Origin of the sequence: Empedobacter brevis NBRC 14943 = ATCC 43319 (assembly GCF_000382425.1) — a bacterium.
GTDB lineage: Bacteria > Bacteroidota > Bacteroidia > Flavobacteriales > Weeksellaceae > Empedobacter > Empedobacter brevis.
The window spans coordinates 37,625-52,787 of the sequence record NZ_KB908304.1 but is presented as its reverse complement, the minus strand read 5'-3'; the positions used below and the strand labels follow the sequence as shown (position 1 = coordinate 52,787).

16 protein-coding genes are annotated in these 15,163 nt (G+C 33.7%); 8 read left to right on the top strand and 8 right to left on the bottom strand.

The window, feature by feature from the left end:
- The first annotated feature begins 5 nt into the window (after positions 1 to 5).
- The 8 genes from H277_RS0116490 (at position 6) to H277_RS0116455 (ending at position 6,569) form a co-directional block, all read left to right on the top strand.
- Positions 6 to 896: a dihydrodipicolinate synthase family protein gene (locus H277_RS0116490; protein WP_019976729.1), complete on the top strand. Its 891-nt coding sequence runs from the start codon at positions 6 to 8 to the stop codon at positions 894 to 896.
- A 237-nt stretch (positions 897 to 1,133) separates the two neighbouring features.
- Positions 1,134 to 1,580, top strand: coding sequence for a GNAT family N-acetyltransferase (locus H277_RS0116485; protein ID WP_019976728.1), 447 nt, complete (start codon positions 1,134 to 1,136; stop codon positions 1,578 to 1,580).
- A gap of 212 nt (positions 1,581 to 1,792) precedes the next feature.
- Entirely contained in the window at positions 1,793 to 2,734 is a 942-nt protein-coding gene (locus H277_RS0116480; RefSeq protein WP_019976727.1) for an ABC transporter permease, read from the top strand.
- 3 nt (positions 2,735 to 2,737) lie between these two features.
- Positions 2,738 to 3,691, top strand: a complete 954-nt coding sequence (locus H277_RS0116475) for an iron chelate uptake ABC transporter family permease subunit (protein ID WP_026357684.1) — start codon at positions 2,738 to 2,740, stop codon at positions 3,689 to 3,691.
- Entirely contained in the window at positions 3,688 to 4,449 is a 762-nt protein-coding gene (locus H277_RS0116470) for an iron ABC transporter ATP-binding protein (RefSeq protein WP_019976725.1), read from the top strand. Before H277_RS0116475 ends, H277_RS0116470 begins: the two co-directional genes overlap by 4 nt.
- A gap of 16 nt (positions 4,450 to 4,465) precedes the next feature.
- The gene (locus H277_RS0116465; protein WP_026357683.1) at positions 4,466 to 5,398 is read left to right on the top strand and encodes a siderophore ABC transporter substrate-binding protein; all 933 of its coding nucleotides are present in this window, start codon (positions 4,466 to 4,468) and stop codon (positions 5,396 to 5,398) included.
- A 16-nt stretch (positions 5,399 to 5,414) separates the two neighbouring features.
- On the top strand, positions 5,415 to 6,227 hold the full coding sequence (locus tag H277_RS0116460; RefSeq protein ID WP_026357682.1) for a siderophore-interacting protein: 813 nt from the start codon (positions 5,415 to 5,417) through the stop codon (positions 6,225 to 6,227).
- A gap of 33 nt (positions 6,228 to 6,260) precedes the next feature.
- Entirely contained in the window at positions 6,261 to 6,569 is a 309-nt protein-coding gene (locus H277_RS0116455) for a cupin domain-containing protein (protein ID WP_019976722.1), read from the top strand.
- Between the two features lie 77 nt (positions 6,570 to 6,646).
- Here the strand turns inward: H277_RS0116455 and H277_RS0116450 are convergent, their stop codons facing one another.
- The 8 genes from H277_RS0116450 to H277_RS0116415 form a co-directional block, all read right to left on the bottom strand.
- Complete coding sequence (locus tag H277_RS0116450) at positions 6,647 to 7,450, bottom strand: class I SAM-dependent methyltransferase (RefSeq protein ID WP_019976721.1); 804 nt, start codon at positions 7,448 to 7,450, stop codon at positions 6,647 to 6,649.
- Positions 7,451 to 7,491: 41 nt separating this feature from the next.
- Entirely contained in the window at positions 7,492 to 8,550 is a 1,059-nt protein-coding gene (locus H277_RS0116445; protein WP_019976720.1) for a hypothetical protein, read from the bottom strand.
- Positions 8,551 to 8,688: 138 nt separating this feature from the next.
- A complete protein-coding gene (locus tag H277_RS0116440) occupies positions 8,689 to 9,597 on the bottom strand; it encodes a S41 family peptidase (protein ID WP_159156240.1) in 909 nt (302 codons plus the stop codon).
- A gap of 144 nt (positions 9,598 to 9,741) precedes the next feature.
- Complete coding sequence (locus H277_RS0116435) at positions 9,742 to 10,314, bottom strand: uracil-DNA glycosylase family protein (protein ID WP_019976718.1); 573 nt, start codon at positions 10,312 to 10,314, stop codon at positions 9,742 to 9,744.
- Between the two features lie 141 nt (positions 10,315 to 10,455).
- Positions 10,456 to 12,198, bottom strand: a complete 1,743-nt coding sequence (locus H277_RS0116430; protein WP_019976717.1) for a HAMP domain-containing sensor histidine kinase — start codon at positions 12,196 to 12,198, stop codon at positions 10,456 to 10,458.
- A 71-nt stretch (positions 12,199 to 12,269) separates the two neighbouring features.
- Positions 12,270 to 13,391: a histidine kinase gene (locus H277_RS0116425; RefSeq protein WP_019976716.1), complete on the bottom strand. Its 1,122-nt coding sequence runs from the start codon at positions 13,389 to 13,391 to the stop codon at positions 12,270 to 12,272.
- Positions 13,392 to 13,467: 76 nt separating this feature from the next.
- Positions 13,468 to 14,565 carry a porin gene (locus H277_RS0116420; protein WP_019976715.1) on the bottom strand — a complete coding sequence of 366 codons (1,098 nt, stop codon included), beginning with the start codon at positions 14,563 to 14,565 and terminating at the stop codon, positions 13,468 to 13,470.
- Positions 14,566 to 14,597: 32 nt separating this feature from the next.
- On the bottom strand, positions 14,598 to 15,158 hold the full coding sequence (locus H277_RS0116415) for a K(+)-transporting ATPase subunit C (RefSeq protein ID WP_026357680.1): 561 nt from the start codon (positions 15,156 to 15,158) through the stop codon (positions 14,598 to 14,600).
- Between the last annotated feature and the right edge of the window lie 5 nt (positions 15,159 to 15,163).

Sequence of the window (15,163 nt, the reverse complement as noted above, 5' to 3'; positions counted from 1 at the left end):
AGAAAATGAATAAAGTACCATTTAAAGGGGTAATTGCATATCCTGTTACACCTTTTGACAAAAATGAGAATGTTGATCTTCTATTATTCAGAAAGCAGGTCGAGCGTTTGATTACAGCAGGATGTCATGGAATTGCTCCACTTGGAAGTACAGGAGTAATGCCTTATCTTAACGACACTGAAAAAGAAGAATTAACCGAAACATGTATACAACAAGTAAATGGTAGAGTGCCTACATTGGTTGGTGTTTCTAACCTTACAACGGAGCGAACAGTTTATCATGCACAGTTTGCTGAAAAAGCAGGAGCGACAGCAGTCATGATTATTCCTATGAGTTATTGGAAATTAACAGATGATGAAATCGTACAACATTATGATACTGTTGCTTCTAAAATCTCAATTCCAATCATGGCTTATAATAATCCTGCTACCGGAGGTGTAGACATGTCACCTGCTTTATTGAAACGTTTGTTGGAAATACCCAATGTAACTATGATAAAAGAAAGCACAGGAGACATTCAGCGGATGTATTATTTGAGAAAGGAATTAGGTGAGGAAGTCGCATTCTATAATGGCTCTAATCCGTTGGCTTTGGCCGCTTTTTCGGCAGGAGCAAACGGATGGTGTACAGCAGCCCCCAATTTAATTCCGGAATTAAATATTGCTCTTTATGAAGCCGTACAAGAGAATGATTTGGAAAAAGCGCAAAGAATATTTTACAAACAAGTTGATTTGTTAAAATTTATTGTCGCAAAAGGACTACCGCGTTCCATAAAAGCTGGTTTAGATTTATTAGGAATAAATGGAGGGCATTTTAAAGGCCCTTTGCAACCATTGAACGAAGCTGAAATACATGAGCTGAATATGATTCTATCAGCAATAAAAAGAGAGGTATAGGTATAAGATAAATTCTCTTTGTAAACCCGAAAGTTGTTATAATTTTCGGGCTTTTTATTTTCTATACAGCTCTAAGAAAATGGAAAAGTTAGTTCATGAACGATTTGAATACGATTGATTATTTCATTTTTTGTGTAAATTAAAGAAAACCTGGACTACTGAAATATCTATAAACTGCACCACTTTTCTCATCCTGTTAGCCTATACTTTTACCTCGCAAATCAAATAATAAAAAAAATGAATTACAACATTAAAAAAGTAGGTTTAAAAGAATTAAAGACAACAGCGGAATTATTTAATCTTTATCGTATTTTCTATCGTCAGGCGGATAATTATGAAAAATGTGAAGCATTTATAAAAGAACGAATGAGCAATGATCAGTCCCATATTTTTGTAGTCTATGTTGAAGAAAAAGCAGTTGGTTTTGTACAGTTATACAAACTTTACCATTACATTAAATTAGAAAAACAATGGCTCTTGAGCGATTTGTTTGTGCATCCCGATTATAGGGGTAAAGGGCTTTCGGTCGCATTGATAGATCGAGCGAAACAATGGTGTGATGAGACAGAAGCTTGCGGGCTGATGCTTGAAACAGAAAAAACAAATGACATTGGTAATAAACTATACCCGCGTTGTGGTTTTGAATACGATGGAAATCACAATTATTACTATTGGTGGAAATAAAAAAAAGTAAAAAGCGAATCTTCTAGATTCGCTTTTTACTTTTAAGAAACGTACTCGTTGCTTTCTCCTTGTCAGAATTTTTCATTTTTATTCAATATTCTAAGTATAAAACTTATGATTCTATGGTACCTGATATTTATCTTGAATGAATGCGGGAATAAATATGTATCTTCGTATTTATATTTAGTCTAAATAAATATTTAAAATAAAAAATGCGTTATTTACTATTGGTTATATTATTATTTCTTTTAGCTTTTTTGTCCCTGTTTGTAGGAGCCAAAGAAGTGTTGATTGCAGATATTTTAAATTTAGACGAAGAAAAAATGAGAATATTGGGGGTGAGCCGTTTCCCTCGTACCATCGCATTGATTTTGTCCGGAATAGGATTAAGTATAGCAGGATTTATCATGCAACAAATTTCACAAAATAAATTTGTTTCCCCTTCTACAGCAGGAACTTTAGATGCTGCAAAATTGGGTATCTTGTTCAGTATTATTTTTTTCCAGCAAACATCAATTTTCGGAAAAACAATCATCGCTTTATTGTTTACCCTGCTCTCATGTGTATTGTTTATTTTAATGGTAAGAAAAATACGTACGAAGAATATCATTTTTATTCCGCTTATTGGAATTATGTATGGAAATATTCTCAATGCGATTGCAACTTTCTTTGCCTACAAAAATCGAATTGTACAAAATATGCAAGGCTGGATGATGGGAGATTTTTCATCCGTCTTACAGGGAAATTACGAATCGGTTTATTTTATTTTACCAGCAGTTGTTATTTCCTACTTATATGCCAATGAATTTGTGGTGGTTGGAATGGGAGAGCATTTTTCAAAAAACTTGGGAATCAGCTACCATAATATTGTCTACATTGGTTTATTCTGTATTGCGCTTACAGTTAGTGTTACGGTGGTTACTGTTGGGGTTATCCCTTTTTTAGGATTAATTGTTCCGAATATCGTAAGTATGATATATGGCGATAATTTAAAACGTACTTTACCCATTACAGCAATTTTTGGTGCTATCTTTTTATTGTTTTCTGATATTATTGGTCGGCTGGTTATCTATCCCTATGAATTGCCAATAGGCTTAACAGTTGGAGTCCTAGGAGGAATATTTTTTTTAATCTTAATCTTAAAACGTAGATAACAAATGAAAACACTTGCTCGTAGAACATCAGTTTTACTCGTTACATTCATTGTGTTTGCGATATTATTTATGTTTTTCAACACAGGGAATAATTTAGATTATGTCATACCGAAACGATTTATCCGATTGATAACATTGATATTAGTTGGAGTATGTGTAGGCTATTCGTCACTAATTTTTCAGACAATTACCAGTAATAAAATTTTGACACCATCTATAATGGGATACGAAGCTGTTTTCATTCTTTTCCAAACTATTTTGGTGTTTTTATATGGAGATAAAACTTTTCAGGTAATATCAGATAAAGCCAATTTTATTTATGCCATACTCTTCATGATGTTATTTTCTGTTTTGATTTATTTTTTGTTGTTCAAAAAAGGAAAAAACAACATTTACCAACTTTTGTTAATAGGATTAGTCTTAGGAACATTATTCGATAAAATTAGTCAGTTTGTACAGATAATTCTTGATCCTAACGAATTCTCAATGGTCGAATCGCATATGTTTGTTTCATTCAATAGAATGAATACAGAGTTACTCACAATAAGTCTTGTCATAACTGCTCTAACGTTGATTTTTGCTCAACGTTATCTAAAATATTTGGATGTGATTGCTTTAGGACGTGATCAAGCAATTAATTTAGGCTTAAATTATAACCGATTGATTCAAATTTATATGCTGATAATTTCGGTATTGGTTTCAGTTTCTACTGCTTTAGTTGGGCCGATTGTTTTCCTTGGAATTTTGGTAACAAATATCTGTTACGAACTTTTTGCAACGTCCAAGCATACGTACATGGTTTGGCTAACCTCGGTAATTGCATGTATTGTATTGTTCATTGGACAGCTATTGGTCGAACATGTTTTTAACTTCTCCACAACAACAAGTATTATTGTCAATTTTATAGGAGGTGTCTACTTTATTTATCTTATTCTTCAATCAACTCAGAAAAAATGATTCAATTAAAAAATATTACCAAAGCATACAACAATTATACAGTTTTAGAGGAAATTAATTTAGAGTTTCCTAAAAATCAGTTGATTTCATTAATTGGACCTAATGGGGCTGGAAAGAGTACGTTACTTTCAATTATAAGCCGTTTGATCGAGAAAGACAATGGTTCAATATTTATAAATGAGAAAGATTTGTTCAGTTTCAAAAACAGAACGTTGGCAAAACAACTATCGATTCTAAAACAAACAAACCACATTGAATTACGGTTAACGGTTGAAGATTTAGTGGCGTTCGGTCGTTTTCCATATTCGCAAGGTCGATTAACAACTTTAGACAAAGAGAAAATAAATGAAGCATTAACTTTTTGTTCTTTAAATGATCTTAAAACAAAATATTTAGATGAATTGAGTGGAGGACAACAGCAACGTGCTTTTTTAGCAATGGTGATTGCACAGGATACTGATTATATTTTGTTGGATGAACCGCTCAATAATTTGGACATGAAACTTTCGGTTCAGGTGATGAAAACACTGAAACGACTAGTAATAGAAAAGAATAAAACAATCATTATTGTCATTCACGAAATCAATTTTGCAGCAAACTATTCGGATTATATTGTTGGAATGAAGAATGGAAAAATTATGAGTCATGGTAAAACTTCAGCTATGATCACGGCAAAAAATCTTGAAAAGATGTTTGATTTAGAATTTGAAGTGATTGAACATAACGGAAAAAAAATTTGTAATTATTTTAATTTATAACACCTTAATTATTTATATGAAAAATTGGATTAAAATTTCCCTGTTGACGGGAATAGCTTTTTTAAGTTCTTGTAACAAAGAAAATAAAATAGACACGATTGATGCAGAAAATCAAATAGAAGTCATTCATAAATTGGACACAACGAATGTTGTTAAAAATCCGCAACGTGTTGTTGTTTTTGATATGGGAGCATTAGAAAGTCTAAAAGAGTTAGGCATTAAGCCGGCTGGAATTCCGAAAGATCATATTCCCGAACATTTAAAAGTTTTGGGGAACGATCCTTCGATAGAAGATGTAGGTTCTCTGGTAGAACCAAATTTAGAGAGAATAAATGCATTAAATCCAGATTTAATCATTATTTCCGATCGTCAAAATAAATTTTATGATGAACTGTCGAAAATAGCTCCAACAATTTCGATGCAGGTTGACCCATTGGATTACATGAATTCTTTTGAAAAAAATACGTTGACTTTGGGTAAAATTTTTGACAAAGAAGAGGAGATGAAGAAAGAGGTTGAAGCGATAAAAGCAGAAGTTAAAACCGATAAAGAAAATATTGATAAAATTGATAAAAAAGGATTAATTATTCTTTACAATAATGGAAAGTTCAGTGCCTATGGGAAGAATTCCCGATTTGGATTTATTCATGATGTAATGGGGATAAAACCTGTTTCGGAAAATTTAGAAGTGGCTGTCCACGGACAACCTGTTTCCAATGAATTTATAGAAAGTGTTAATCCTGATTATTTGTTTGTTGTAGATCGTTCTGCCATGATGAATAAAGTTCAGACCAATAAAAATGACATCGAAAATGTATTAATCAAGCAAACAAATGCGTATAAAAACGGAAAGATCATTTACTTGAATCCACAAGTGTGGTATATTTCGGGAGGAGGAATTACGTCTACCAAACAAATGATTGAAGATATAAAAAAAGCTATACAATAACTCAAACATAAAAAAGATGAACAATATACCGATATTAAGAACAAAGTTTAATCTTGTTCGGAAACAAAACCTTACACCTCATCTTATTCGGGTCACATTAAAATGTGATGATGTAAGCCCTTTTAAAATGTGTACACTTGGTGTGAATAACAAAATTTTTGTTCCGCCTGTAGGCGTTGAAAAAGTTTATTTTTCTGAAAATGATCCTGTAACAGGAGAATTAATACTCCCTCCGATAGAAGTTCGTCCAAGTATAAGAACATACACACACAGAGCGATTGATACAGAAAATAATTTGATGATGATTGATTTTGTCAATCATGGAGAAAATGGACCAGCTTCACGTTGGGCGATGCATGCAGAAATAGGAACTGAAATAGGGGTTGCAATGAAATTAAAATCAGAACCTTTACATCCTACTGCAGAGTGGTATTTTTTGATTGGTGACGCGACTGCAATTCCTGTGATTAGTTGCATTTTGGAAGCTTTACCTGCAGATGCGAATGGAATTGTCATCCTGGAAACGTTTGGGAAAGAAGATGAGTTAGAGTTGATAAAACCTCAAAATATTGAAATTGTCTGGTTGCATAATAAACATCCGGAGAAGGGAAGTGAGCTGGCAGAAAATGTAAAAATGATTTCGGTTCCGGAAGGTTGTACAAAATTTGCGTATGTAGCAGCAGAATTTGCAACAGTAAAAGAATTGAGAATGTATTTTAGAAAAGAATTGAATTGGTCGAATACGGAATTATACGCTTATTCGTATTGGAAGTCGGGTGTTGCAGAAGATAAATCTGTAGAAGAACGTCATTTGGAAAAAAATTCTTAAGGATAACTAGAGAGTAATTTAAATGAAAATCAAATGACAGTCACTAAGATTAATATAAAATCAACCTTAGATTCCATTTCAGAACTTTGGAAATTAAAAGAAGTTGGTCGAGTCAACAATCATCGCCTGCAGATGATAAAATTGAAAGGTGAGTTTGAAATGCATAAACATGATGAAGGCGATAAACTATTTTATGTATTGGAAGGAACATTATTTCTTGAGTTTCCAACTAAGGAAGTGGAAGAAATAAAAGAAGGCGAATGTGTCATTGTCCCAAAAAGCCTGGAACAAAAACCATTTTCGCCTGATGGTGTTAGTTTACTAATTCTAGAATTGGCGTAAATCAAAACTGACCTCCCAATAGGGAAATGGTAGATAAATGACTTAGGTTGTAAAATCTAAGTCATTTACGTTATAATTCAAAGCTTTTTTTTCGCAACGATAGAATAGACCATCGGAATTTTGTCTTCCAAATGTTTTATTCTATATTTTTTAGGTTCAAATTCAATCGTTTCATTAAAGCAATTATAAGGAGAATAGTCATATTCCTTAATTTGTATAAGTTCCAAAGAATGATTGATCAAACTGCTGATCACTTCGCTCATGCTGTGATTCCAAGTAACAGAAGATTGTGAAATGTCAGCATTCTTATCCGCATAGGTTCCGTTTTCAGTTTCTACGATTGGCGCAACATTAAAATAATTATACCCCACTTTTTCAAAATCATCATCAAACATCCAAACGACAGGATGAAATTCAACGAAAATGAATTGACCATTTGGTTTTAAAAATTTTGAGATTAATTTTCCCCATTTATCTAAATCAGGTAGCCAGGTAATGGTTCCGTAACTTGTAAAAACAAAATCGAATTGTTGCTCCAAATGATTGGCTAAATCATATAAGTCGCAGCAGATGAACTGGGCATTTGAATGAGTTTCTTTGGCAATTTTTTTCGCATTCTCAATTGCTTTGTCAGATAAATCGACACCGGTTACTTCCGCTCCAAGTCTGCTTAATGAAATGGTATCCTGTCCAAAATGACATTGCAGATGTAAAATACTTTTCCCTTTGATATCACCAAGTAGCTCTAATTCGATCGGATTTAGTGAAGTTTCACCTTTTAGAAATCCATCCAGATTATAGAAATCTGATTTCAAATGTGTGTCTGTTCTATTGTTCCAAGAGTGTTTATTTATTTGGATATAATTGTGTTCCGGTTTCATAAAATGTGATAATTTTAAGGTGATTCATTTTTTATATGGGGTTAGTTGAGTTTTGTTAAAGCTTTAGAATTTCTAAGAAGAAAAACGTATTGAAAATAATCTGTTGTAGTTGAATTTTGTGCAGGAATTATATTTTCTCCAAAAACCCGAGATTTCACATTAATCAGATTTTGGGATTTAAAATAAGGAGAATTTTTCGAATCTAACTTAAAAAGTGTCACAGAATTTTGTTGGCTCAATTTTTTTAAATCGTTTATTCCTTTCACAAGCATAAGAGGACCATCTGCATTTATCCAATCTATTTTTTCATCAGGAGGAGTTGGAAACTGAGGATTTTTAGGAAGATACATTTCACTTTCCAAGGTGTAACTCACAAAGCTTTTGGTTGCTATTCCTGATTTCTTCAACCTTTCTGCAAAAGGTGCCTTTCCATTCTCGACATTCTTTTGCAAAACATGGAAAAAGCCAAAAAGACCATAAAATTTCTCGTTTTCTAATTTTAAGTTTTTAACAGCATGCTGAAAATTTACAAGCATTGCCGAATCTCGTGAGATTTTTGAATCATTTTTATCAAAATCGGTGTCAATTCCAATAACAGTTATTTTCATAGAATCGTTTAAAGTTTTGTTGTACTCATACAACTCACTCCATTTGTTAAATAACTCCTGACTAGATTGTTGAGGAATTCGTTTGCCAATAGACTGAACAACTTCTTTTAGTTTAGCTTCATCTTTTGTCTTTTCAGATAAAAAGAGATTTAGTTTTTTGGCTGTTAAGCTATCCATTTCAGCGATATAATATTTTACACCAATTTTTTTATTTAAGAATTGAAAAAGCGCTTTATCCAATTTTTGATTATCTGCATATCCATGAATTTCTCCTAAAAGAAAAACTTTGGCTTTGTAAAAGTCTTCATCAAATAATTTTCCATTAATCGAATCATTCATCAGTACATTGTTTTGAGTCAAATAATCTATATTTTCCTGATTTTTTGATCCCAGAAATAGTTTATTTGAGCTAAAAAAGTAAAGGAACAACAGAATGATTAGCGCTAAAAAAGAAAAGAAAGTAATTTTTAAAAATTTGAATAATTTTTTCATGGTTATATTTTTAAGTGAAATTATCTTTTCGACTCATTTATAACAAGAATTAGTCACCGAATTGTTGATTTTTTGTGATGAGCTGTTTAAATAGCCATCAATTACGAAAGAGAATTGTTGTATGTTTCGTTTTATAGATTATTTACTTTTTAATAATTTCAAGGCTTGACTTATTTTTGTGTCTTTTCTCAACTCTTCAAAATTGTCTCCTTTTGTAATTTCAATATCCGGAATAATACGGCCTTTATAAACTTTTTTGTTTCGATCTACGACATAATCTGTGGAAAGATTTAGGGCTGCAAATTGATTAATTTCAAATCCTTGAACTGCAGTAGTATAATGGGCTGTAGGTTCGCCTACGATGTAAGTGTGGTCTCTTCCTATAAATGAAATAGCAGTCATTTCACCTGCGCTTGCTGTGTATCCGCTTGTTAAAATTACAATTGGAATAGTGTTAGGAGGGGGGTAATTTAAAATTGTTTTTCGTTCCAGTGTAATATGATCAATGGATAGTTTATTCTCTTTTATTTCCCAAATTCCGGTAGATTGATTTTTAGAATTGATAAAACCACCAAAAACGAGTTCATTTCCAATCAATTCCTTTAACCCTAATAATATTGGATACATATTTCCTCCGGTATTCATTCTTAAATCGATAATCCACCCCTTGATCTTGTCAGAATTTACTTGATTGATGTGTGAAACAATATCATTTGCTAAACTGTCGACTTTCTTAAAAGCAAAATCATTATTTCCCGGAATTCTTATATAGGCAACATCTTGATCAAGAATGAAACTACTTACGTTCGTTTCTTCTTTTAATTTACTTTTTAAGTAAGCATTTACATAAGATGTATCCTTAGTCCATCCATAAGTTTTTCCTTTGTATTTTAAACTGCCATGATAATCATTGAGCGCTTCAAAAACTTCTTCAAATAAAGGAGCGACTTCGTCTAAAGAATTCAAATTTTTTGAGTTTTTATAAAGCTTATGTTTAATAGATGTTAAATTCTCTGTATGAATAGAGTTTGCTTCTATAATATTCATCGCTTGATCTAAAAATGATCGAATGCTATCATTTTTAAAATTTTGTGCTTGAACAGATATCAAACAGAAAAAAGAGCAAATAAATAGAAAAAATCGAATCATAAAAATACATTTTCTTTAATAGACGGTAATGATTAGTATTTGTTACAAAATATCCGCAATTTTATTTTTTAATTCGGGAAGAACATGTTCTGAGAACCATGGATTTTTGTTCATCCAGATGAAATTCCGCGGGGAAGGATGAGGTAAAGGAAAAAAATAGGGTAAATAGCTCTCGAAACACAGCACATTTTCTGTGATTGTTTTGTGCTTTGCTTCCCTTAAATAATATGCTTGTGCATATCTTCCTATAAGCAAAGTGAGTTTTATTTCTGGCATTTCGTTGAGCAAACGTTGGTGCCATAAAGGAGCACATTCTTTTCGGGGAGGTAAATCGCCCGACTTACCTTTCCCCGGATAACAAAATCCCATGGGGATGAGTGCAAAGAGCTTGGGGTCATAAAATTGAGTTTTAGTTACATCTAGCCATTTACGTAAATGATCTCCGCTGGCATCGTTCCATGGAATATTTGATTGATGAGCTTTTAATCCCGGCGCTTGCCCAATAATTACAATTTTGGATTTGGAATCAGCTTGTACAATAGGGTTTGCACCCAAGGGTAAAAAATCTTCACAAACTTTACAATGATGTATCTGATGTAGTAAATCGTCAAGCATAATTTATGTGTTAAAATAAATCGTTTTACTTGTATTAAGTTATTAAAAAATATGAGTTCGAATGAAATTATTATCGAATTTTCTTTAGTAAATAAAGTATTTAAAGATAGAATTTTATTGTTTATATAATTTTTCGTTATTTCATTTCGAAAAATTATTTGAATTGGTGTAAAGTGTAAAATAAAAAGTACTTCCTGCACCGTATTCACTCTCTGCCCATATTTTTCCACCTTGAGCTTCAATAAATTCTTTGCTTATACTCAAACCTAAACCGGTCCCGTCTTTTTTGGTTCCCGGAATTCGGAAATAGCGTTCAAAAATTTTATTTAAAAATTGTGATTGTATTCCTTGTCCTGTATCGGTTACAGAAAATTTAATTTGATGGTTTTCTTTCTCTGTTTTGATCAAAATTGTGGCATTCTCATAAGAATACCGGATAGCATTAGAAATAATATTGGTGAGTACCCAAGCTGTCTTTTCACTGTCAGCAAGCACTAATTCATCATCCTGAATGTTAACATCTAGTTGAATGTTCTTATGTTCAGCGGCAGATTTATTGGCATTTAAAGCATAGTCAATCATGGGTTTGATTTCTGAAGAAATTAAATTTATCTGAACTGCTCCACTCTCAACTTGCGTGATATTTAATAATTCCCCTGTGATTTTTAACAGTCTGTCCGTATCATCTTTTATGCCGTTTATCAATCCTTTTTGCTCGTTATTCAACGCTCCGGTTTTTTCATTTTCCAGAAGTTGAATGCCCATTTGCATAGAAGAAATGGGTGTTTTAAATTCATGGGAAACGGTTCCCATAAAATTGGTTTTTGCCAGATCAAGCTCTTTAAACGGCGTAATGTTTCTCAAAAGAATGACCTGACCGATAAACTCACTGTTTGCTTCTCCGGTTGGAATGATATTAATATCTACAACTTCTTTTTCAAAATAACTTTCCTTGCCGTCGGCATAAATCTTTAACTGTTCTGATTTTGTATTCTCATCTTTCGGAAGGAAAAGATTTTTGATAATGGTTCTGATCAAATCGTTTGTCACGGCGATATCCTGTATTCTTTTTTCGATGAATTCTTCTTTTCGTAAACCCGAAATCGTTAAAGCTTTTTCATTGGCGAAGAGTACTTTTTTGTTTTCATCAATACCAATCACCGGATCATGCAGGTTGTCAATTAATGTTTCAATTCGTTTTTTGCCTTTCAGAATTTTATCCAATTTACTTTCAGAATATTCTTCCAGTTTTTGAGCCATGGTGTTGAATGATTTTGCCAGGTCACCAAATTCATTGTGACTTTCGAAATGTACCCGTTTTTTATAATTCTGCCCGGCAATTTCCTTTATACTTTCTGTGAGCTCTTTGATCGGATCGGCAATATTGGATGGCAGGTTGATTAACAAAGTGAATGCAATAATAAAACATAATGTTCCTGTAACAGAGATAATCACAATTGCTCTCTGAGCGGTATCATCCGCAATGTCGCTTTTCCGGTTGATGGCCTCCATGTTCAGACGCATGACCTCTGTGATATCTTTCCGAATGAATGAATTTAATTCGATATTATCAGGATGCTGTTTTAAAGAATTGAAATGTTTGATGATCAAACGTGTGGCTTCTTTTTCACCTATTTCTGTAACATTTTGATGTTGTAAGTTCAGGTTCTTTTCAAAAATGCCCAAAGCAGTTTTGTCTTTCGTTATATCTTCGAGTGCTAACAGCATATTTCGCGAATACTGCAGTGTATTGTAATTGGCAACAAGGATATTGTTGGTATCTTTTTTGAGTTGGTTGACGAACCAGCCACTTACAACTGCAAGTGTCAAGATCAACAAAAACAGGGCGCCGACACCGATGGTTAATTTTGCTTTAATTTTCATTTTTTTGTTTTTTGGGTGAGAGGAGAAAAGTGAAAGGTAAAAAGTCCTTCTTACTTCCCACTGACAACTTCTCACGAAAGTATTATCAAATCTATATTTTCATGTGATAATTTATTCAGCAGGGCATTGAATGTGTCGGTTGCTAAAATAATTTTAACGAGGGTAATGTGCGGTTTACCGATACAAACTGTCGTTATCTTACGATCTTCACATTCCTTGATGATAGCCTTGGTTGTATTTTTTGCTTTTACTTTAATTATTTCTGCTCCCAATTCTGTCGCTAATTTAAAATTATTAATCAAATGCCGTTGTTTATCCAGAGCAATTTTATCCGGATTTTCTTTAGGGATTTGCACATACATCACATACCATTTGCTGTTGTAATAGTTCGCTAATCGAGCTGTTTTACGAATAACATTTTTGGCTGTTTTTTCGTTTGAACTGATGCAAGCCAAGAAACGTTCTTTCTTAATATTTCTTGTCAATATTACTTCTGTTTCCACTTTTCGCTGTACTTGTGAAGCGACTTCTTTTAACGCCAGCTCCCGAAGCTGTAAGATGTGTTCACTCTTAAAAAAATTATTGAGAGCGGCTGCTATTTTAGAACTTTCGTAGATTTTTCCTGCTTTTAGCCTGTCTATCAAATCTTCTGCTGTAAGGTCAATATTGACCACCTCATCTGCCTGGGTAACTACACTGTCGGGAATACGTTCTTGTACATCAATGCCTGTAATTTCATGTACTTCTTCATTCAGGCTTTCTATATGCTGAATATTGACCGCACTGATGACATTAATACCTGTTTCTAGAATATCAAGGACATCCTGCCAGCGCTTTTCATTGTTGCTTCCTTCTATGTTAGTATGTGCGAGTTCATCTATAATAACTACTTCGGGACGTAGATTGATAATAGCTTGTAAATCCAGTTCTTCCAGTTCTTTGCCTTTATAAAAAAGTTTTCGTCTGGGGATTAATGGAAGTCCTTCCAATAAAGCATGGGTTTCAGGTCTTTTGTGTGTCTCAATATATCCGATTTTTACATCGATGCCATTACGCAATAGTGTATGTGCTTCTTGTAACATTCGATAGGTTTTACCCACACCGGCACTCATCCCGATGTAGAGCTTGAATTTTCCTCTTCGGGATTTTTGGATCAGCTCCAAAAAATGTTCTGCACTTTTTCTTTCGTCCATACAATCTGTTTGGTTATATAAATTTATAAATTCCCCTTAGACAAATTGTCAAGGGGAATTTGTGTACATGGAAATATTAGAAACGTATCGCTAGCGATGTAACTGCCATTACATTGTCTTTTTTCATATTAGCATCTCTATTTATGAAAATAGCATCTTTGCTATTTAGACTTTTGACTTCGGTACGCCAAATCAGATTGGGTAAAATTTGATAATCTACATTCAGCGAAGCTCCAAATGTTTGAAATCCGTTTTCCGTTTCTGATGAGATAATAACACCATTCTTATCGTGGTAATATTCTCCTCTTGCAGCGATACTTACTTTTTCAGTAGGGCTGTATTTCGCTATCAGAACGGGTGTGTACCATATATCATAGTCATCACTTGACTTTTCTTTCTGTTGTGCTCCAATATCAAATCCGGCAATCAGGGTAAATTGATTACTGATCTGAAATTGTCCGTACAGGTTGTGGAAATAACGCATTCTGCGTTCATCATCCGGAAAATCGTTGCCTATAAATGAACTGCTGTTCAGGGTAACTTTATCTGACGGGCTGAAAGTTAACTGATGTCCGAAAGCGGGTGTCGTATTTCCTTCTACACGTTGAATGCGTTGCCAACTGTTTAATATCAATACGGCCATATTCCATTTGCCGTTGTCGGTTGCATAGGAGAGTTTAGCTCCTGTTTCGAAATAGGGCGAATTATCGGCCATGATACTTCTGGTCAGTGTAAAGCAATCTGCTCCGATAGCACTTTCAAAACCGATATGTGAGGGCAAAATACCGGCATCGAGCCATAGATTTTTGGTTTTTGACAACTTCATACCTACATTGGCTTCATAGATGTTTTTAAGTACACCTTCTTCTGCGGCATAGTTGGCATTCATATAAGAGCCTACTCCAAGCGCCAGATTCGCTCTCACTTTATCTGTTTCGTAGGCAGCTTTTATAAAACCTAAGTTTAAACTCACTTCATTGTTACGGTGATGGCTGTAAACAAATCCGGGTCTCGTATTCGACTTTGGATTATTGAAATCCTGCTGGTAATAGACTTCTGCATATCCGCTGATGGTCAACGGTTTTTTTTCGGTTTCTTGAGCTTTTGCTGAATTGACAATTGATAATTGACAATTGATAATTATCAATACTGCTATTATTTTAAATTTATTCACTTTACTTTCAATGTTTCATTTTCAACTTTCAATTACTTTAACCCGTCTAACGCGATATTTAGTTTCAATACATTTATTTTTTCAGGGCCGAATATGCCCCATAAAGGTTTTTCAGTTTGCTGATCAACTAATTGATTTAATTTCAGTTCATCAATACCTCTTATTTTAGCGATCCGTTTTATCTGTACTTTTGCAGCCTGAACGGAAAAGTTTGGATCCAATCCGCTTCCGCTGGCTGTCACCAGATCAACAGGTATTTCAGATTTATGAACCTCCGGGTTGTGTACTAAAAAAGTATCAATTCGGGCCTGAACGTCTGCTAAATATTCGGCATTGGAAGGACCTTTGTTACTGCCTCCTGAACCGGCAGCATTGTAATCCACAGCGGATGGTCTTGACCAGAAATAGTTGTCGTCTGTAAAAGACTGACCAATATTCACATAATGCTTCTTTCCGTTATGTTCAATAATTTCTCCTTTTCCGGCATTGGGAGCAAACTGTGCAATTCCCCAGACTACAAGTGGATAAATGACTGTAAAGAACAGCATCATAACAGTGGTTAATTTTATTGCGGGCAAAATATGTTTTTTCATTACTC

What these genes read in the sequence shown, in the direction of transcription:
- H277_RS0116490 (WP_019976729.1), top strand. Translation starts at nt 6, where the DNA reads ATGAATAAAGTACCATTTAAAGGGGTAATTGCATATCCTGTTACACCT.
- H277_RS0116485 (WP_019976728.1), top strand. Translation starts at nt 1,134, where the DNA reads ATGAATTACAACATTAAAAAAGTAGGTTTAAAAGAATTAAAGACAACA.
- H277_RS0116480 (WP_019976727.1), top strand. Translation starts at nt 1,793, where the DNA reads ATGCGTTATTTACTATTGGTTATATTATTATTTCTTTTAGCTTTTTTG.
- H277_RS0116475 (WP_026357684.1), top strand. Translation starts at nt 2,738, where the DNA reads ATGAAAACACTTGCTCGTAGAACATCAGTTTTACTCGTTACATTCATT.
- H277_RS0116470 (WP_019976725.1), top strand. Translation starts at nt 3,688, where the DNA reads ATGATTCAATTAAAAAATATTACCAAAGCATACAACAATTATACAGTT.
- H277_RS0116465 (WP_026357683.1), top strand. Translation starts at nt 4,466, where the DNA reads ATGAAAAATTGGATTAAAATTTCCCTGTTGACGGGAATAGCTTTTTTA.
- H277_RS0116460 (WP_026357682.1), top strand. Translation starts at nt 5,415, where the DNA reads ATGAACAATATACCGATATTAAGAACAAAGTTTAATCTTGTTCGGAAA.
- H277_RS0116455 (WP_019976722.1), top strand. Translation starts at nt 6,261, where the DNA reads ATGACAGTCACTAAGATTAATATAAAATCAACCTTAGATTCCATTTCA.
- H277_RS0116450 (WP_019976721.1), bottom strand. Translation starts at nt 7,450, where the DNA reads ATGAAACCGGAACACAATTATATCCAAATAAATAAACACTCTTGGAAC.
- H277_RS0116445 (WP_019976720.1), bottom strand. Translation starts at nt 8,550, where the DNA reads ATGAAAAAATTATTCAAATTTTTAAAAATTACTTTCTTTTCTTTTTTA.
- H277_RS0116440 (WP_159156240.1), bottom strand. Translation starts at nt 9,597, where the DNA reads ATGAATATTATAGAAGCAAACTCTATTCATACAGAGAATTTAACATCT.
- H277_RS0116435 (WP_019976718.1), bottom strand. Translation starts at nt 10,314, where the DNA reads ATGCTTGACGATTTACTACATCAGATACATCATTGTAAAGTTTGTGAA.
- H277_RS0116430 (WP_019976717.1), bottom strand. Translation starts at nt 12,198, where the DNA reads ATGAAAATTAAAGCAAAATTAACCATCGGTGTCGGCGCCCTGTTTTTG.
- H277_RS0116425 (WP_019976716.1), bottom strand. Translation starts at nt 13,391, where the DNA reads ATGGACGAAAGAAAAAGTGCAGAACATTTTTTGGAGCTGATCCAAAAA.
- H277_RS0116415 (WP_026357680.1), bottom strand. Translation starts at nt 15,158, where the DNA reads ATGAAAAAACATATTTTGCCCGCAATAAAATTAACCACTGTTATGATG.